This is a genomic window from Microlunatus sp. GCM10028923, from assembly GCF_042666975.1.
Taxonomy (GTDB): domain Bacteria; phylum Actinomycetota; class Actinomycetes; order Propionibacteriales; family Propionibacteriaceae; genus Microlunatus.
Genome location: NZ_JBHTFF010000008.1, coordinates 22,695 through 39,364, shown reverse-complemented (window position 1 = coordinate 39,364; position 16,670 = coordinate 22,695). Strand labels below are relative to the sequence as shown.

General features: G+C 69.9%; 18 protein-coding genes and 2 pseudogenes. 16 read left to right on the top strand and 4 right to left on the bottom strand.

Annotated elements, in window-relative coordinates:
* The first annotated feature begins 22 nt into the window (after positions 1 to 22).
* Positions 23 to 988 carry a DUF5937 family protein gene (locus ACFQU4_RS20250; protein WP_377495247.1) on the top strand — a complete coding sequence of 322 codons (966 nt, stop codon included), beginning with the start codon at positions 23 to 25 and terminating at the stop codon, positions 986 to 988.
* Between the two features lies 1 nt (position 989).
* Here the strand turns inward: ACFQU4_RS20250 and ACFQU4_RS20245 are convergent, their stop codons facing one another.
* A complete protein-coding gene (locus ACFQU4_RS20245) occupies positions 990 to 1,850 on the bottom strand; it encodes a sugar phosphate isomerase/epimerase family protein (protein WP_377495246.1) in 861 nt (286 codons plus the stop codon).
* 208 nt (positions 1,851 to 2,058) lie between these two features.
* Between ACFQU4_RS20245 and ACFQU4_RS20240 the strand changes: the two genes are divergently transcribed.
* The gene (locus ACFQU4_RS20240) at positions 2,059 to 2,409 is read left to right on the top strand and encodes a YciI family protein (RefSeq protein WP_377495244.1); all 351 of its coding nucleotides are present in this window, start codon (positions 2,059 to 2,061) and stop codon (positions 2,407 to 2,409) included.
* A 154-nt stretch (positions 2,410 to 2,563) separates the two neighbouring features.
* On the top strand, positions 2,564 to 3,667 hold the full coding sequence (locus ACFQU4_RS20235; protein WP_377495242.1) for an RNA polymerase sigma factor: 1,104 nt from the start codon (positions 2,564 to 2,566) through the stop codon (positions 3,665 to 3,667).
* Between the two features lie 356 nt (positions 3,668 to 4,023).
* Here ACFQU4_RS20235 and ACFQU4_RS20230 read toward each other — a convergent pair whose 3' ends face one another.
* Complete coding sequence (locus ACFQU4_RS20230; RefSeq protein WP_377495240.1) at positions 4,024 to 5,118, bottom strand: glutamate--cysteine ligase; 1,095 nt, start codon at positions 5,116 to 5,118, stop codon at positions 4,024 to 4,026.
* A 131-nt stretch (positions 5,119 to 5,249) separates the two neighbouring features.
* On the opposite strand from ACFQU4_RS20230, the gene infA reads away from it, so the two are divergent.
* The 8 genes and pseudogenes from infA to ACFQU4_RS20190 all read left to right on the top strand — a co-directional run.
* Entirely contained in the window at positions 5,250 to 5,471 is a 222-nt protein-coding gene (gene infA / locus ACFQU4_RS20225) for a translation initiation factor IF-1 (RefSeq protein ID WP_152361856.1), read from the top strand.
* A gap of 91 nt (positions 5,472 to 5,562) precedes the next feature.
* Complete coding sequence (gene rpmJ / locus ACFQU4_RS20220) at positions 5,563 to 5,676, top strand: 50S ribosomal protein L36 (RefSeq protein ID WP_020575560.1); 114 nt, start codon at positions 5,563 to 5,565, stop codon at positions 5,674 to 5,676.
* A 222-nt stretch (positions 5,677 to 5,898) separates the two neighbouring features.
* Entirely contained in the window at positions 5,899 to 6,273 is a 375-nt protein-coding gene (rpsM, locus tag ACFQU4_RS20215; protein WP_179751070.1) for a 30S ribosomal protein S13, read from the top strand.
* A 44-nt stretch (positions 6,274 to 6,317) separates the two neighbouring features.
* Positions 6,318 to 6,719 carry a 30S ribosomal protein S11 gene (gene rpsK, locus ACFQU4_RS20210; RefSeq protein WP_179751068.1) on the top strand — a complete coding sequence of 134 codons (402 nt, stop codon included), beginning with the start codon at positions 6,318 to 6,320 and terminating at the stop codon, positions 6,717 to 6,719.
* 21 nt (positions 6,720 to 6,740) lie between these two features.
* A complete protein-coding gene (gene rpsD / locus ACFQU4_RS20205; protein WP_377495236.1) occupies positions 6,741 to 7,346 on the top strand; it encodes a 30S ribosomal protein S4 in 606 nt (201 codons plus the stop codon).
* Positions 7,347 to 7,446: 100 nt separating this feature from the next.
* The gene (locus ACFQU4_RS20200) at positions 7,447 to 8,472 is read left to right on the top strand and encodes a DNA-directed RNA polymerase subunit alpha (RefSeq protein ID WP_377495234.1); all 1,026 of its coding nucleotides are present in this window, start codon (positions 7,447 to 7,449) and stop codon (positions 8,470 to 8,472) included.
* A 32-nt stretch (positions 8,473 to 8,504) separates the two neighbouring features.
* Positions 8,505 to 8,792: pseudogene (gene rplQ / locus ACFQU4_RS20195) on the top strand (50S ribosomal protein L17); the annotation flags it as partial.
* A 285-nt stretch (positions 8,793 to 9,077) separates the two neighbouring features.
* Positions 9,078 to 9,233: pseudogene (locus ACFQU4_RS20190) on the top strand (50S ribosomal protein L17); the annotation flags it as partial.
* 62 nt (positions 9,234 to 9,295) lie between these two features.
* Here the strand turns inward: ACFQU4_RS20190 and ACFQU4_RS20185 are convergent.
* Positions 9,296 to 10,153 carry an oxidoreductase gene (locus ACFQU4_RS20185; protein WP_377495232.1) on the bottom strand — a complete coding sequence of 286 codons (858 nt, stop codon included), beginning with the start codon at positions 10,151 to 10,153 and terminating at the stop codon, positions 9,296 to 9,298.
* Between the two features lie 87 nt (positions 10,154 to 10,240).
* Between ACFQU4_RS20185 and ACFQU4_RS20180 the strand changes: the two genes are divergently transcribed.
* The 3 genes from ACFQU4_RS20180 (at position 10,241) to ACFQU4_RS20170 (ending at position 14,058) form a co-directional block, all read left to right on the top strand.
* Entirely contained in the window at positions 10,241 to 11,161 is a 921-nt protein-coding gene (locus ACFQU4_RS20180; RefSeq protein ID WP_377495230.1) for a LysR family transcriptional regulator, read from the top strand.
* Entirely contained in the window at positions 11,158 to 11,796 is a 639-nt protein-coding gene (locus tag ACFQU4_RS20175) for a Type 1 glutamine amidotransferase-like domain-containing protein (RefSeq protein ID WP_377495228.1), read from the top strand. The genes ACFQU4_RS20180 and ACFQU4_RS20175 overlap by 4 nt, the downstream gene beginning before the upstream one ends.
* Before the next feature lie 138 nt (positions 11,797 to 11,934).
* Positions 11,935 to 14,058 (top strand): PQQ-binding-like beta-propeller repeat protein, encoded by a 2,124-nt coding sequence (locus ACFQU4_RS20170; RefSeq protein ID WP_377495226.1) that lies wholly within the window; start codon positions 11,935 to 11,937, stop codon positions 14,056 to 14,058.
* Between the two features lie 30 nt (positions 14,059 to 14,088).
* On the opposite strand, the gene ACFQU4_RS20165 is transcribed toward ACFQU4_RS20170, so the two are convergent.
* Positions 14,089 to 14,922: a helix-turn-helix domain-containing protein gene (locus ACFQU4_RS20165; RefSeq protein ID WP_377495224.1), complete on the bottom strand. Its 834-nt coding sequence runs from the start codon at positions 14,920 to 14,922 to the stop codon at positions 14,089 to 14,091.
* Positions 14,923 to 15,013: 91 nt separating this feature from the next.
* On the opposite strand from ACFQU4_RS20165, the gene ACFQU4_RS20160 reads away from it, so the two are divergent.
* Both ACFQU4_RS20160 and ACFQU4_RS20155 read left to right on the top strand, forming a co-directional pair.
* Positions 15,014 to 15,832: a phytanoyl-CoA dioxygenase family protein gene (locus ACFQU4_RS20160; protein ID WP_377495221.1), complete on the top strand. Its 819-nt coding sequence runs from the start codon at positions 15,014 to 15,016 to the stop codon at positions 15,830 to 15,832.
* Positions 15,833 to 15,842: 10 nt separating this feature from the next.
* Positions 15,843 to 16,667: an alpha/beta fold hydrolase gene (locus ACFQU4_RS20155; protein ID WP_377495219.1), complete on the top strand. Its 825-nt coding sequence runs from the start codon at positions 15,843 to 15,845 to the stop codon at positions 16,665 to 16,667.
* Positions 16,668 to 16,670 lie beyond the last annotated feature (3 nt).

Sequence of the window (16,670 nt, the reverse complement as noted above, 5' to 3'; positions counted from 1 at the left end):
TGGAGGGGCGTAAGGTCAGGTCATGCTCCGACTGCGGCTCGGGCCCGCCGACCTGGCCGGCGCGCGGTTCGCGGTCGCGCCGCTGTTCGAGCTGAACTCCCTGCTCCGCAAGCTCGTCGCGGGTCGGCGCAGCGGACTGCCGCGCGGTTGGGCGGAGCGGCTGGTGCCCGCGTTCCGGGAACTCCGCCAGGACACCGACCTCGACCTGATCCTCTCCCTGCAGACCGCCGGCAGCGGGCCGTCGGTCCTGGCGCCGGCGCCGCTGCGCGGTCTTGATCAACAGGTCGGAGATGATCTTGAGGCGATCCGGGCGATGGACCCCGATCAGGTCCGGCGGGAGGTGCGCCAGGTGCTCGGCCGGTCGCTGCCGCCGGACACCGAACGGCTGCTCGCCGACCCCGGGTTCACCCATCGGATCGCCGAAACCCTCGAACTGGCCTGGGGCCGGCTGCTGGCGGCGGACTGGCCGGCGCTGCGCGCGGTCTGCGAACGCGACGTCTTCCATCGGGCGGACCAGATCACCCGGTCCGGCTGGCGATCGGCGACCCGGGACCTGCATCCCGGGCTGGCCTGGGTGGACGACGGCGCCGCCGCAGACCAGGCCGTCGATGCGCCCGGCGAGGGCGTACTGCTGATCCCGTCGGTGTTCGTCTGGCCGAGCGCCGCAGCCCATCAGGCGCCCGGCTGGCCGAGAACGATCATCTATCCGGCGCGCGGCATCCGGGTGCTCTGGTCGGAGCCCGAGCAGGCGGTTCCGGGTTCACTGGGCCGGCTGATCGGCCGCAGCCGGGCGGCCCTGCTGGCGGCCCTCGCCGAACCGTCGTCGACCAGCCAACTCGCCCGCACGCTCGGCCTGGCGACGGGCGCGGTCGGTGATCACCTCGCGGTGCTGCGCGACGCCGGGCTGGTCGATCGGGCCCGGGTCGGGCGCAGCGTTCAGTACCGCCGGACGCCGATCGGGGACGCCCTGGTCGAGAGTGCCGGCTGACTCAGAGCAGGGACTCGTAGCCGATCTTGACCAGGTGGGCGCGGGAGTCGGCCAGGCAGTCGAAGATGTCGCGGCCGTACTGTTGATCTTGCTCGATCAGCAGGTGCGCGGCGCCGGCGGACGTGGCGGCCTCGATGATCCCGGGGAAGTCGAGGTTGCCGGAGCCGACCTCGGCGAACTGGACGATGTTGTTGGCGTACTCCGTCCAGGCTTCCCGGTTGCCGGAGGCCAGGCCCTCGATCGCCTCGGCGGGCGGCAGCCCGATCCGGTAGTCCTTCAGGTGGATCAGGTCGGCGACGCCGGCGTAGTTGTTGATCACCCGGACCGGATCCATGCCGCCCCGGTGCACCCAGTGCACGTCGATCTCGAACAGCAGCCGCGGCGCCTCGGCCCGGATCAGGTCCAGGACGTGCCGCTCGCCGATCCGGGCGAACTCGTAATGGTGGTTGTGATAGCTGAGCTTGATTCCCTCGTCGGCCAGCCGGCCGGCGTACTCGTCCATGGTGTGGGCGGCCTCGACCAGCGTCTGCTCGGAGGCGAACGCGGTCAGCGGCATCATGCCGATCCGTACCCGCTCCGTACCCAGGGCCTTGCAGTCGGCGACGATCTTGTCGAACGACTCGACCAGCGAGTCGTTGCCGCCGCCACCGGACGGCCCGATTCCGCCGGAGATCGCGGCCACGCCCATCCCGAACTCGCCGTTGGCGCGGACGATCTCGTCCCGGGTCTCGGGGGTCAGCGCGATCTGGGAGACCTCGACCGAGGAGAAACCGGAATCGGCCAGCCGCTTCCAGATCTGGTACGCACCCTGGTCGGCTACGTGCTGTTTGAGCATCATCGCTTGGACGCCGATCTTCACCATGATCCGAACCTATGCGGGCTGGCAAAGACTTGGGAAGCGGTTGCCAGGATTTTGCCGCGCGCCAGGTGTCGATTCCGTCGACACCCGTTCGTCCGAGGGGCGAGAGTGTGTCCAGAGCCAAGGGGGCGCCTGTCCGTTCGCGGAGCGGAGCGGGGGGGTCCCGAGGGGGTCGTCCCCCTTGCTGATGAAGAGAAGGGAGCGAACCGAGATGCCGAGCTACATGTTGTTGCTGTACGGAGATCCGACCGGCTGGGAGGACAAGGGGCAGGAGGAGATCGCCGCGGCGATGGCGCTGCACGGCCAGTTCACCGAGCAGATCCTGGCGTCCGGGGCCAAGATCATCTCCAGCGAGGCGCTGGAACTCGGAAGCACCGCGACGACGATCCGGACCCGCGACGGCGGCGAGCAGCTGGTCACCGACGGCCCGTTCGCGGAGACCAAGGAGGAGCTGGGCGGCTTCTACCTGATCGAGGCGCGCGATCTCGATCACGCGCTGGGCCTGGCCAAGCTGTGCCCGGAGCCCAACGTCGAAGTACGTCCGGTGATGCCGACTGAGTGATCGGGACCCGGCTGATCACGGCGACGCAGTCGGCGCGGCCGTCGCGGAGGCGCACCGGGCCGGCTGGTCGACCGTCGTCGCGGCGGTCGCCCGGTCGGCCGCGGGCGACCTCGGCCTGGCCGAACAGGCCGCCGCGGATGCGTACCTGCGCGCGTTGGAGACCTGGCCGGCGGACGGGGTGCCGGAGCAGCCGGTCCGCTGGCTGGTCGCGACCGCCCGGCGCAAGCTGATCGACACCATCCGCCGGGATCAGAACCTGCGCCGCAAACTGCCGCTGCTGGCCACCGTCCATGATCAGCCGGTACGGGAGCCCGCCGGACTGCTCGACTACGACGACCGGCTGCGGCTGATCTTCACCTGCTGCCACCCGGCGCTCGCGATGCCGGCCCGGGTGGCGCTGACCCTGCGGATGGTCGGCGGGCTGACCACGACCGAGATCGCGAACGCGTTCCTGGTGCCGGAGGCGACGATGGCGGCCCGGCTGACCCGGGCCAAGAAGAAGATCACGGCCGCGTCGATCGCGTACCGGGTGCCGGCCGACGACGAACTCCCGGAACGCCTGACCGGCGTGCTGACCGTGCTCTATCTGATCTTCAACGAGGGCTACGCCCCGACGGCCGGGCCGGCGGCGGTCCGGCCGGAACTGATCGATCCCGCGATCGACCTGGGCCGGGTGCTGGTCGCCCTGCTGCCGGACGAGGCCGAGGTCGCCGGCCTGCTGGCCCTGATGCTGCTCACCGACGCCCGCCGTGACGCGCGGCTCGACCCGGCGGGCCGGCTCGTGCTGCTGCCGGACCAGGACCGGACCCGCTGGGACCGGACCAAGATCACCGAAGGGCTCGCCCTGCTGGACCGGCTCGCCGCATGGCCCGCCGCGCAGGCGCCGGGCCGGTACGTGTTGCAGGCTGCGATCGCCGGCGTTCACGCGTCGGCGCCGACCGCCGAGCAGACCGACTGGCCGGCGGTGGTCGCCGGCTACGACCGGCTGTACCGGCGCTGGCCCAGCCCCATCGTCGCCCTCAACCGCGCGGTCGCGCTGTCCCACACCGCCGGACCCGGCGTAGCCCTGGAACTGATCGAGGAACTGGCCGCCGAGCCCGAGCTGTCCCGCTACCACTACCTGCCCGCCGCCCGGGCCGACCTGCTGCGCCAACTGGGCCGCGTCGACGAGGCCCGCGCCGCCTACGCCGACGCCCTCCGCCTCGGCCCCAGCGACCCCGAACGCGCCTTCCTGGAGTCCCGCCTCTCCTCCCTCTAACCCGCCCCCGCCCCTCTCCAACTCCGCCGACCGGGCACAAAAGCAGGCGTTCTGGCGGCGTGTCGCTGCGGTTGTGCCCAGTCGGCGGGGGAATGGCGTCGGACGGGACGGGTCGGGTCGTGGGGCGGGCCGGTGTGTGACTGGAGGGGTGTGGCGCGGGGTCGGGGTGTGGTTGCGAATGGGCGGGCTCGGCTACCTCGGTCGCGGTGGAGGCAAAAGCTCGAGGGGCGGCGCCGGATCCTGGCTGTCGCGGATGTCCCTCGCTCTGGCCGGAACCGGGCGAGATCGGGCCGTAATGCTCACAGCGGGGGACGTTTGCGACACCGGGCCCGGTCGACCGTTGGCCCGGCCCCGGCTCAGGTCTGGGTGAGCTCGGCCGAGGCTCGGACCACGGCGGCGAGGTCGCCGGTACGTTCCAGCACGGCGCGCTGACGAGACGCCCCGTTGCCGTCGGCCTGCACCCGCCGCACCTCGGTGTGGACGGTGTCGCGGTCTCCGTTCGCGCCGAGCGCCGCGTCGACGTGCTCAAGCAGGCGATCGATCACCTGGGCCGCCGGCTGCGGCCGGCCGCTGACCGGATCGATCAGGTCGCCGGCGAGGCCGGACCGGCCGGCCCGCCAGGTCGCCAGCCGGAGTCGTTCGGGATCGGTCGCGGGTGCCGGCTCGCCCGCGCGCCAGGCCGCGGCCGCGGTGTCGACCAGGGCCCGGACCAGGCCGGCGATCAGCACCGTGTCGACGGTACGGGCGCAGACGTCGGCGATCCGGATCTCGACGGTCGGGTAGTGCCGGGACAGCCGCGCGTAGAAATAGATCATGTCGCCGTCGAGCGGGACCCCGGTGGCGACCAGGTCGTCGACGTAGCCGCGATAGTCCGCACCGGACCGGAACGCGCGGGTCGGCCCGGTGGTCGGGAACCTCATCCCGGCCTGGGACCGGTAGCTGGCGTACCCGCTGTCGCGGCCGTCCCAGAACGGCGAATTGGCCGACAGGGCCAGCAGCACCGGCAGCCACGGCTGGACCCGGTTGATCACCCCGGCGCCCTCGTCGTCGGACTCGATGCCGACGTGTACGTGGCAGCCGCAGGTCAGCTGCTCCAGGGTGGTCAGGCCGAACTGCCCGATCATCGCCTGATAGCGGGACTTGACGGTGGTCCGCGGATCGACCGGCAGCGGCGAGGTGGCCAGCGCGACGGCCCGGGCGCCCGAGGCACGGCCCAGTTCGTCGGCCCGCCGGCGCCAGTCCCGGACCTGGGTGCCGAGGTCGGCCAGCGACGTCGTCGGGGTGGTCTCGACCTCGATCTGTTGTTGCTGCAGTTCGGCCTCGATCTCGCCGTCCGGGTGGCCGGCGGCCCGCGAGGCGGCGCGCGCGAGGACGCTCCCGGCGACCGCGACGGGTGCCCCCGATCCCGGATCGACGAGCAGCAACTCCTCTTCGACGCCGACCGTACGCACAGACTCAGTGTGGCAGTCGGATCCCGCCGCGTACCGTGATTTGGGTCCACGGGCGAACTGGCGTAAAGTTTCGGGTCGGCCACCTTTGCCGGTGGTTCGTTGTTCCCTGTCAGGCGATCGTAAGAGAGTTTATGGCGAAGAAGGAAGGCGCGCTCGAGCTGGAAGGCACAGTGGTCGAGGCCCTGCCCAACGCGATGTTTCGCGTGGAGCTGTCCAATGGACACAAGGTGTTGGCCACGATCAGCGGCAAGATGCGGCAGAACTACATCCGCATCCTCCCCACCGACCGCGTCGTCGTCGAACTCTCTGCGTACGACCTGAACCGGGGCCGCATCGTCTACCGGCACAAGTAGTCAACTCTTCCCGGGGCTCGCCCCCGGGATAACCGCAAACCATCCACCACATGCCTGTGGCTTGCCATGGGCTGATCAAGAAAGCAGCTCGATGAAGGTTCAGCCGAGCGTTAAGAAGATCTGCGACAAGTGCAAGGTGATTCGCCGGCACGGTCGCGTGATGGTGATTTGCGAGAACCCCCGACACAAGCAGCGTCAGGGCTGAGCTCGGGACTCTCGTAGGTCCCCGCAGCAACAACTCAAGAAAAAGTGTGACCGCACCTCCGGAACCTGAAACTCCGGAGACCACCCTCGGACGAAGGCCGAGGCCCTGCGGCAGCCGGGATTCCGGAAGCCAGTGGGGACGCGTCACGCCAGACACCTTCGCGGTCCGGACGATCTCCGCTGGAAACGGGATCCGGATCGAAACCGAGAGGTAGACCGCCTGATGGCACGCCTGATTGGTGTCGACCTGCCGCGTGACAAGCGGCTCGAGGTCGCACTGACCTACATCTTCGGCGTCGGCAAGACGCGCGCCGCCGAGACCCTGGAGGCCACGAAGATCAGTGGTGATCTTCGGGTACATCAACTCAACGACGACCAGCTGGTCGCGCTGCGGGACTGGATCGAAGCGAATTACCAGACCGAAGGTGATCTTCGCCGGGAGGTTTCGGCGGATATCCGGCGCAAGGTGGAGATCGGCTCGTACCAGGGCCGTCGTCACCGCAGCGGCCTGCCGGTACGTGGTCAGCGGACCCGTACCAACGCCCGGGGCCGTAAGGGCGCCCGGAAGCCCGTCGCCGGTAAGAAGAAGGCCAAGTAACGCGTCCGCGTGCTTGGTGAGAAACCTCCAGGAGAACCACACACATGGCAATCGCAGGACGCGGCGCCGCCAAGAAGGTCCGGCGCAAAGAGAAGAAGAACGTGGTCGCGGGCCACGCCCACATCAAGAGCACCTTCAACAACACCGTCATCTCGATCACGGACCCGACCGGCGCGGTGATCGCGTGGGCCTCGGCCGGGACGGTCGGCTTCAAGGGCTCCCGCAAGTCCACTCCGTACGCCGCGCAGATGGCCGCTGAGGCGGCCGGTCGGCGCGCGATGGAGCACGGCATGAAGCGGGTCGACGTCTTCGTCAAGGGCCCGGGCTCGGGCCGGGAGACCGCGATCCGTTCGCTCGGCGCCGTCGGCCTCGAGGTCGGCGCGATCGCTGATGTCACCCCTGTTCCGCACAACGGCTGCCGCCCGCCCAAGCGGCGCCGGGTCTGACCCAGAAAGGACGACTGAATCATGGCTCGCTATACCGGTCCCATGACCAAGAAGTCGCGTCGGCTGGGTGTTGACCTGGTCGGTGGCGACAAGGCGTTCGAGCGCCGCCCCTACCCGCCCGGTGTGCACGGCCGCGGCCGCACCAAGGACACCGAGTACGCGCTGCAGCTGCGCGAGAAGCAGAAGGCGCGCTTCTCGTACGGCGTGCTGGAGAAGCAGTTCGCCCGTTACTTCGAAGAGGCCAGCAAGCAGTCCGGCAAGACCGGTACCACGCTGCTGCAGATCCTCGAGTCGCGGCTGGACAACGTCGTGTACCGGGCCGGCTTCGCCCGGACCCGCCGGCAGGCCCGCCAGCTGGTCGTGCACGGCCACTTCCTGGTCAACGGCCAGAAGGTGGACATCCCGTCGTACCGGGTCAGCCCGCACGACGTGATCGACGTCAAGGTGAAGTCGCACGAGCTGTTGCCGCTGGTGATCGCTCGCGAGACCCACGGCGAGCGGGACGTGCCCGGCTGGATGGACGCGCTGCCGAACAAGATGCGCATCCTGATCCACCAGCTGCCCACCCGTGAGCAGATCGTGATCGACGTTCAGGAACAGTTGATCGTCGAGCTCTACTCCAAGTAGTAGTTGATCTTGGAGATCTAGCAGGAACCCGCCGGCGTTGGATGCGCCGGCGGTTTCCGTACCGTCAAATAGCGGTCGGTACGGGGAAGGACGAAACACCATGTTGATCGCACAGCGCCCGACGCTGTCGGAGGAGACCGTCTCCGACTATCGTTCCCGGTTCGTCATCGAGCCGCTGGAGCCCGGATTCGGTTACACGCTTGGCAACTCGCTGCGGCGCACGCTGCTGTCCTCGATCCCGGGGGCGGCCGTCACCAGCATCAAGATCGACGGCAACCAGCACGAATTCGACACGCTCGAGGGCGTCGTCGAGGACGTCACCGAGATCATCCTGAACCTCAAGGGCCTGGTCGTCTCCTCCGAGGAGGACGAGCCGGTCACCATGTACCTGCGCAAGGCGGGCCCGGGCGCGGTCACCGCGGCCGACATCGCCCCGCCGGCCGGCGTCGAGGTGCACAACCCGGACCTGCACCTGGCCACCCTGGCTGAGAACGGCCGGCTGGAGATGGAGCTCGTCGTCGAGCGTGGCCGCGGCTACGTCTCCGCGGTGCAGAACAAGACCGCCGACGCCGAGATCGGCCGGATCCCGGTCGACTCGATCTACTCGCCGGTGCTCAAGGTCACCTACAAGGTCGAGGCCACCCGGGTCGAGCAGCGGACCGACTTCGACCGGCTGATCCTGGACGTCGAGACCAAGACGGCGATCCGCCCGCGGGACGCGGTGGCTTCGGCCGGCCGCACCCTGGTCGAGTTGTTCGGCCTGGCCCGTGAGCTGAACCTCGAGGCCGAGGGCATCGAGATCGGCCCGTCGCCGATCGACGAGCAGCTGGCCGCCGATCTGGCGCTGCCGGTGGAGGACCTGAACCTCACCGTGCGTTCGTACAACTGCCTGAAGCGGGAAGGCATCCACACGGTGAGCGAGCTGGTGTCCCGCAGCGAGCAGGACCTGCTGGACATCCGGAACTTCGGCTCCAAGTCGATCGACGAGGTCAAGCTGAAGCTGCACGAGATGGGCCTGTCCCTGAAGGACAGCTCGCCGGGCTTCGATCCGCTGACGGTGGGCCGGAACTACGACGACGACGAGTCCGAGGACGAGGTCGACTTCAGCGAGACCGAGCAGTACTGAGTCGAGAGTCATGACGAGGAAGAACTGAAACCATGCCAACACCCACCAAGGGCAACCGGCTCGGCGGCAGCCCGGCCCATGAGCGCCTGATCCTGTCCAACCTGGCCAGCCAGCTGTTCGAGCACGGCCGGATCGTGACCACGGAGGCGAAGGCGAAGCGGGTCCAGCCGCTCGCCGAGAAGTTGATCACCAAGGCCAAGCGCGGCGACCTGCACGCGCGCCGGCTGGTGCTCTCGACCATCCGGGACAAGGGTGTCGTGCACACCCTGTTCGCCGACATCGCGCCGACGTTCGCCGAGCGCGACGGCGGCTACACCCGGATCACCAAGGTCGGTCCGCGCAAGGGCGACAACGCCCCGATGGCCGTGATCGAACTGGTCACCGAGTCGGTCGAGGAGTCGAAGGCCGCGAACGGCAAGGCCACCGCGAAGAAGGCTGCGGCCAAGCCGGCCAAGGCCGAGGAGCCGGAGGTCGTCGAGACCGAGGCCGAGGACACCGCCGAGCCGACCAACGCCGAGCTGACCGCCGACACCGCGGAGGACACCGCGGAGCCGACGAACGCCGAGCTCGCGGCCGAGGGGTCCACGTCGGAGGGCACGTACCGGGGCACCGAGCCGCCGGCGGGCTTCACGATCAAGGGCAACGAGGACTCGATGAAGTACCACACCGAGGCCTCGCAGTGGTACGACCAGACCGAGGCTGAGGTCTGGTTCGACACCGAAGAGGCGGCCAAGGCTGCCGGCTTCACCAAGGCCGGCTGACCTTCCAGCCAGCACCGAAACGGCGCCCGTCCCCACCTGGGGAGGGGCGCCGTTTCTGTTTCTCAACGGGCCTGTTCGGCCTCGAACGAGGTGTCCCGGGCCAACGGTTCCCACTGGTCCAGCTCGGCGCCGACCTGGTTCAGGTGGCCGCGGATGGCGTCGACCGCGTCCCCGCCGAGCGGCAACCGGAGCGGGGTCCGTTCGGCGGCGAGGGCGGTCAAGATCGCGGCGGCGGCCTTCGCCGGGTCGCCGGCCTGGGTTCCGTCGCCGGCCTCCACCATCCGCCGGGTCTCACCGACCGACGCCTGGTACGCCTCCAGCGGCCGGCTGAACAGGGCCGCGCCCTTGCCGAACAGTCCGGTACGGAAGGCGCCCGGCTCGACGACCAGAACCTTGATCCCGTACGGCGACACCTCGTCGGCCAGCGCCTCGGCGAATCCCTCGATGGCGAACTTCGTCGCGCTGTAGGCGGAGAAGCCGGCGAACGAGAGCTGGCCGCCCATGCTGCTGAGCATGACGATCGCCCCGCTCCGCCGCTCCCGGAAGTGGGGCAGGACGGCCCGGGTCAGTGCCGCCGGACCGAAGAAGTGCAGCTCGAACAGGGAGCGCAGTTCGGCGTCGGTCGTCTCCTCGACCGCGCCGATCTGGGTCCGGCCGGCGTTGTTGACCAGGACGTCGATCCGGCCGTAGCGCCGGACCAGGTCGTCGACCAGCCGGGAGGTCGCGGCGGGATCGGTCACGTCGAGCTTGATCGCCTCGAGTTGATCTTGGTGGGCCGCGACCAGGTCGTCGAGCCGTTCCGGGCTGCGGGCTGCGCCGATCACGATGTCGCCGGCGGCGATCGCCGCCTCGGTCAGCGCGCGGCCGAAGCCACTGGTGGCGCCGGTGATCAGCCAGACCCGCTGCGTCGTGGTGGTCATGGTTCTCCTTCGCATTCTGCTGCGTCGGTCACCACCGTTCCGTACCGCGAAGCCGGCGTCCAAGACCTGCTGTGATAACCATCGGGCATGGACGTGCACCTGCGTGACCTGCGCTACTTCGTCGCGGTTGCCGATCACCTGCACTTCGGTCGGGCGGCCGAGGCCCTGTTCGTCAGTCAGCCCGCGCTGTCCAAGCAGATCCGCGCGCTGGAGGGCCAGCTGCGGGTCCGACTGTTCGAGCGGGACCGCCGTACGGTCAGGCTGACGGCACCCGGCGCGGCGCTGCTGCCGAGGGCGCGGGAACTGCTGGCGGCCTGGGCGGCAACCGAGGCTGAACTGGCCGCCTCCGCCACCGAGACTGCGGCCACCCTGGTGGTCGGGATCAGCACCGGCCTGGGCCGCGGCCTGCTGCCGGCGATCCGGGCCCGGTTCGCCGATGCCGCGCCGGCGGCCCGGTTGCAGCTGCGCCAGATCGGCTGGGCCGACGCGGCGGGCGGGCTGACCGGGCCGCCCGAGGACCGCTGCGACGCGGCGTTCATCTGGCTGCCGCTGGCTGATCCGGAGCGCTATGACTGGATCACGGTGGCGGCCGAGGAACGCCTGGTGCTGCTCCCGGCCGGCCACCGGCTGGCGGGCACGGACCCGATTCCCTTCGAGAGCCTGCTCGACGAGCCCTTCCTTGCGCTGCCCGCGGCGGCCGGCGTGAACCGCGACTTCTGGCTCGCGGCGGAGAGCCGGGGCGGCCGGCCGCCGGTGATCGGCGCCGAGATCGCCTCGACCGACGAGACCCGCGAGGCCTTGGCCGCGGGACTGGGCGTCTGCCTGGTCGCGGCCGGCAACGTGCCCCTGTTCCGCGGCGACGAGGCCATTGCGGTCCGGCCGGTCACCGGCGTGCCGCCGTCGGAGCTCGTCCTCGCTTGGCGCCGCGGCGACCGGCGCCCCCTGTTGCGGATCCTGATCGAAGCGACCGCGGCCGGGGTCGGTCCGACGGAGGTGTGGAAGGAATGACCAGCTCCGGCAGGCTCTTCCTTTACAGCACGTCTCCGGCTCCGCACGAGGCCGCGATCCTCGCTGCGGTGCCGCGGGCCGGCAGCGCCCACGACCCGATCCGCGCCGTCGCGCTGCGCACCGCCCAGGAGGATCCGAGTCATCATGATCTTGAAACCCTGGTCGCCCATTTCGCCACCCAGCCGGGGTTTCCGGTCGTGCTGGTGGACTCGGGCCTGAGGTCGCGTCGGGACGCCTTCGACCCGGCCGTGGTGGGCCGGTTGGCGACGGCGGAGTTGATCTTGGTCGGCGGAGGGTCGCCGACTCGGCTGGTCACGATGCTCGGCGGGACCCCGGCGCTCGCCGCCCTGCACCGGGTCCATCGTGCTGGCCCCGTCGTCGCCGGTTGCAGCGCCGGCGCGGCCGTCCTCGGCGCGGGCATGATCGACTTCGGGCGGCCGTTGCGGACCTGGGGTTGGCTGCCCGGAACACTGGTGGCGCCGCACTTCGGCCAGTTCGATCACCGCGCCTGGCTGCGGGCATACCCGGGCCGGTCCATGATCGGCATTCCCGACGGTGCCATGGCGCGGGTTGCGGAGACCGGCGAGATCACCGGGCTCGGTTCGACCCCGCTCGTCCACCTTCCCGGGCGTTGACCGATTCGCAGTGAAATTCCGCCGGTCAGTCACGGCGAGAATTCACTCTCGGTCGGCCAGACCCCGAACCCTTGACGTGGAATGGCCCGGTCCCTAGATTGCACAGAATTAGCGGCAGGGCGTTAAAGCCTCGTTCGGGTGTCCGAAATTGATGCCGCAATAGAGGGGGCGGACGCAATGGGTCGCTGGGTCGTCGGTGCGGTGTTGTTGATCATGGTCGCGGCGGGCCTGGCCCGGCCGCCGGTCGCGGCGGCGGAGATCCCGCCGAGCACGCCACAGTGGTGGAACCGCGGGCAGATCCCGCTCTATTCGACGAGCTCGGCGAGCGGCGAGACCGCCCGGATGCCGGACGGGTCGGTGCGGACGTACCGGGTGTTCAGCGGGGCGCCGGCCTACCTGGCGGAGATCGACACGTTCTCCGCGAAGGTGCTGCGGATGATCACGCTGCACGTACCGAATCCTGACTCGACCGAGGTGCCGGCCGACAAGGGTGCCCAGGGTGCCTGGGGCGTCTCCGTCGATCGGCACGGGAACGTCTTCGCCTCGACGTACGGCTATGGCCACGTCTACCGGCTGCCCTGGGGCGCGACCGAGATCGAGGACCTTGGCCGGCCGACGCAACACGCCAGCTTCACCTGGGAGGGCGACGTCGACGCCAAGGGCAACTTCTACATCGGCACCACCGAGGGCTTCGCGCCGCCGCCGCTGCCGGGCGGCCGGTTGATCTCCTGGAACGCCGAGACCCGGACCTATCGCGACTACGGCGACTTCGGCGGGAAGTTCGGCTACGTCCGGTCCGTCGAATACGCGGAGGACAAGATCTACGCGGGCCTAGGCCAGAGCGCCGGGCTTTGGCAGGTCGATCCGGTGTCCGGCAAGCGGGTCGAGATCCCGCTGCCGAAGGGCATGCCGACCGACAAGTACGCGTACCAGATGGAGGACGAGGCCGGCTTCCTGTACGTGATGTTCGCCGGCGGCACCACCGCCTCGACCGGCTGGGTGCTGAACCTGCGCACCCTGACCTGGGCGTACGAGATCCCGGGCTACGCCGGCCAGACGATCACCTCCGCCGACGCCCGCGGCCGGGTCTACCTGATCGATTCCGGCGAGCTGAAGCTGTTCGACCCGCGGACCGGCACGCTGACCGGCACCGGCTACAAGGGCGGCGACGAGCAGGCGGACAAGGGCGGCCTGGGCGCGGGCAAGGGCCTGGGCCGGTTCCCTGATCCCGTCACCGGGCACGAGACCATCGTCGGCGGCGGCGCCACCGGCGACCTCTGGCGCTACGACACGGTGGCCAAGACCGGCGTCCTGTCCCCGATCGACGGGCTGGTCGGCACGCCGACGCCGCCGCGCTCGCTGGCCAAGGGGCCGGACGGCCGGATCTACGGCGGCGGCTACTTCCAGGGCGGCTTCGTCGCGTACGACCCGGCGACGACCAAGTGGACGGAGTACAAGTTCCCGCACCAGATCGAGGGCATGGGCACCCACAACGGCAAGCTCTATCTCGGCATCTACGCCAACGCCGAACTCTGGGAGTACGACCCCGCGAAGCCGTTCGCCGACGGCACCAACCCGAAGAAGCTGTTCGATCTCAAGGCCGAGGGCCAGGAGCGGCCGTGGACCGTGGTCAGCGCCGGCAAGTACGTCGCCGTCGGCACCTCGCCCAAGAACACCCAACTCAACGGAGCCGTGACGCTCTACGACCCGGAGACGGGGGAGCGGCGGACCTGGAACTCCGGCCTGGTCAGCGGCGCCAACCAGATCTCGGCCCTGACCTATCGGGACGGGATCCTCTACGGCGGCTCGCTCGGCTGCTGCAACCCGGCCGACGGGTCGAAGCACCGCGGCCAGGTGTTCGCCATGGACGCGGCCACCGGCGCGGTGAAGTGGCGGTCGACGCCGCTGGCCGACGAGGACGGCGTGGCCGGGCTGACCTTCGACGGCCAGGGTCGCCTGTTCGGCCAGTCGTACGGAACCGTCTTCGAGATCGATCCGGCGAACGGCAGCTTGCTCCGCTCCAAGAAGTACTTCGACTATCCCTGGCCCACCATCACGGGCTTCCAGCCGAGGGCGGTCAACATGTCCTGGGATCCCGGCGACGGCGCGATCTACACCACCAGCGGCACCACCCGCCGGATCGACCCGGACACGCTGGATGATCATGGTCCGAACTACCGCTGCGGCTTCGCCGACACGTCGCCCGGTGGCAGCAAGTTCTACGTGCAGGGCAACCTGCTGCTCGAGGTGAAGTGGTATTGACCCGACCAGGGTTTCCCCAAAGTCCTTACGCTAGGCGATCCGGCGCGCCGCGGTACGGAAGCTGCTCGGGGTCTGGCCGAGCCCGCGCCGGAACTCGCGGTTGAAGTGGGCCAGGTTGGCGAAGCCGCTCAGCCGGGCCACGGTCGCGATCGGGGCGTCGGACTCCGCGAGGGCGTGACAGGCGTCGGCGATCCGGGCCCGGTTGAGGTACGCGGTGATCGTCATCCCGGTCTGCCTCCGGAAGAACCGGCTGGTCGCCGTCGGCGTCAGGGCGGCCACCGCCGCGATCTCGGCCAGGGTGATCGGCTCGGCCAGGTGATCGGTCAGGTGGCCGACGATCCGGTCCAGCCGGTCGCGGGACCGGGCCGAGCGGTCCGGCAGGTAGCGGGAGCTGGCGATCCGCTGGTGATCGGGCCGGTCGGCCAGATCGACCAGGAGCCCGAGCAGGTTGATCGTCCGTCGGCCGGCGCTCGGCGCGGCCAGCCCGAGCCAGTCCTGCTCCGCGCAGCGCGGATAGTGCAGCCCGGTGACCGAGGCGCCGAGCAGGCGGCGCAGGCAGGTGAACTCGGGCCGGTGCCGCAGCTCCGGCCCGATCAGGGTCTCCGGGAACTGACAGACCAGCGACCGGCTCGGCGTCTCCGAGACATAGGCGTGCGGGAGTTGCGGGCCGAGCAGGAACAGGTCGCCGGGCGCGTAGGGCAGCACCCGGTCGCCGACGAAGATCGATCCGGTGCCGTCGGTGATCAAGATCAGCTCGAGTTCGGCGTGGTTGTGCCAGAGGTACGTGTACAGGCCGGTGGCCTCGAACCACCGCCAGGACTGACCGGGCTCCGGCACGGTCCGCTCGTACAGCGGCTGGCGCATGCCGAGATCGTACGCAATCGGGTAACGGGGTATCAGGATCGGGCAATCCGGGTACTGGTCAGCCGCACCCGCCGGAGGCACGCTGAGGGGCATGACCACGACGACGGAAACCGTCACGAGTTCCTACCGGCTCACCGATGCCGAGCGGCTGGCCTTCGAACGGCAGGGCTGCATCAAGCTGCGTGGCGTGCTCGATCCCGATCAGCTGGCTCCGTTCGGCGAGGTGATCACCGAGAAGGTGATCGAGCTGAACACGCAGCACCTGCCGATGGAGGAGCGTGACACGTACAGCAAGGCGTTCCTCCAGGTCGGACACCTGTGGAAGCAGAGCCCGGTGGTCGACCGGTTCGTCCGTTCGCCCGACCTGGCCCGGCTGGCCGCCGAGCTGCTGGGCGTGCGGTCGGTACGGCTCTATCATGATCAAGCCCTGTACAAGGAGCCGAGCGGCGGGATCACGCCGTGGCACGCCGACCAGTACTACTGGCCGCTGTCCACCGACCGGGCGATCACGGTCTGGATTCCGTTGCAGGACACGCCTTCCGAGCTCGGGCCGCTGACCTTCGCCGTCGGCAGTCACCGGTTCGGGATGGGCCGGGACCTGCCGATCAGCGACGAGTCCGAGGCCAAGATCGCCGACTACATGCTGCGGCAGGGCTACCCGGTCGACGACAGCCCGTTCGCTCTCGGCGACGTGAGCTACCACCTCGGCTGGACGTTCCACCGGGCCGGGCCGAACACGTCCACGGTGCCGCGCCGGGTGATGACGATCATCTACCTGGACGCCGACATGATCATCGGCGAGCCGACCAACGACGCGCAGCGGGCCGATCTGAAGACGTGCGCCCCGGGCCGGCAGCCGGGCGATCGGTTCGACACCGAACTCAATCCGGTGCTCTATCCCGTGCCGTAGGCTGCCCGGCGTGGAACGGGTGCGACTGTCGGACGGAGTGGAGCTGGCGACCTGGCGGACCGGCACCGCGACGGGCCGGCCGCCGGTGGTGTTGCTGCACGGCGGTCCGGGGCTCTGGGACTACCTCGAGCCGGTCGCGTCCATGATCGACACGCTGGCCCCGATCTTCCGGTACGACCAGCGCGGCTGCGGCCGCTCCGACCCGTCCGACGATCAGTCGACGGCGACCTACATCGCCGACCTGGAACAGCTCCGGCAGGCCTGGGACGTACCGGAGCTGATCTTGATCGGGCATTCGTTCGGGGCGACACTCGCCCTCGCCTATGCGGCCGAGTTCCCGTCCCGGGCGGCGGCGGTCGGCTACCTGGCCGGGCTCGGCACCGGGGACTGGCGAACCCCGTACCGGGCGGAACGGGAGCGCCGCCGGCGACCGTACGCCGACCGACTGGCCCAGCTCACCGGCAAGGACCGCACCCGGGCCGAGGAGGTCGAGTGGCGCCGGCTCAGCTGGGCCCACGACTACGCGGACCATGATCACGGCTACGACCTGGCCCGCGCGATGGCCGAGTCGGAGAACGCGATCAACGTCACCGCCAACCGGGAGGTTCGGTTCGACGAGGCCGACCTGGTCCGCTGGGCCGGCGCCGTGCGCTGCCCGGTCACCTTCCTGCACGGTGATCAGGACCCGCGCCCGGTCGCCAACGTGGTCGAGCTGGCCGGTCTGGTCCGGCGGTCCCGGAAGCGGATCATCGCCGACGCCGGTCACCTGCCGTGGCTCGAGCGCCCGGACGAGACCAGCGAACTGCTGCACGAGTTGATCACCCAGGCCGGCTGAGCC

Excerpts from the sequence above, each read along its gene's own strand:
- rpsK (WP_179751068.1), top strand. The coding sequence starts at position 6,318 with ATGGCAATCGCAGGACGCGGCGCCGCCAAGAAGGTCCGGCGCAAAGAG.
- ACFQU4_RS20250 (WP_377495247.1), top strand. The coding sequence starts at position 23 with ATGCTCCGACTGCGGCTCGGGCCCGCCGACCTGGCCGGCGCGCGGTTC.
- ACFQU4_RS20240 (WP_377495244.1), top strand. The coding sequence starts at position 2,059 with ATGCCGAGCTACATGTTGTTGCTGTACGGAGATCCGACCGGCTGGGAG.
- rpsM (WP_179751070.1), top strand. The coding sequence starts at position 5,899 with ATGGCACGCCTGATTGGTGTCGACCTGCCGCGTGACAAGCGGCTCGAG.
- ACFQU4_RS20165 (WP_377495224.1), bottom strand. The coding sequence starts at position 14,922 with ATGCGCCAGCCGCTGTACGAGCGGACCGTGCCGGAGCCCGGTCAGTCC.
- ACFQU4_RS20175 (WP_377495228.1), top strand. The coding sequence starts at position 11,158 with ATGACCAGCTCCGGCAGGCTCTTCCTTTACAGCACGTCTCCGGCTCCG.
- rpsD (WP_377495236.1), top strand. The coding sequence starts at position 6,741 with ATGGCTCGCTATACCGGTCCCATGACCAAGAAGTCGCGTCGGCTGGGT.
- ACFQU4_RS20245 (WP_377495246.1), bottom strand. The coding sequence starts at position 1,850 with ATGGTGAAGATCGGCGTCCAAGCGATGATGCTCAAACAGCACGTAGCC.
- rpmJ (WP_020575560.1), top strand. The coding sequence starts at position 5,563 with ATGAAGGTTCAGCCGAGCGTTAAGAAGATCTGCGACAAGTGCAAGGTG.
- infA (WP_152361856.1), top strand. The coding sequence starts at position 5,250 with ATGGCGAAGAAGGAAGGCGCGCTCGAGCTGGAAGGCACAGTGGTCGAG.
- ACFQU4_RS20160 (WP_377495221.1), top strand. The coding sequence starts at position 15,014 with ATGACCACGACGACGGAAACCGTCACGAGTTCCTACCGGCTCACCGAT.
- ACFQU4_RS20200 (WP_377495234.1), top strand. The coding sequence starts at position 7,447 with ATGTTGATCGCACAGCGCCCGACGCTGTCGGAGGAGACCGTCTCCGAC.
- ACFQU4_RS20185 (WP_377495232.1), bottom strand. The coding sequence starts at position 10,153 with ATGACCACCACGACGCAGCGGGTCTGGCTGATCACCGGCGCCACCAGT.
- ACFQU4_RS20180 (WP_377495230.1), top strand. The coding sequence starts at position 10,241 with ATGGACGTGCACCTGCGTGACCTGCGCTACTTCGTCGCGGTTGCCGAT.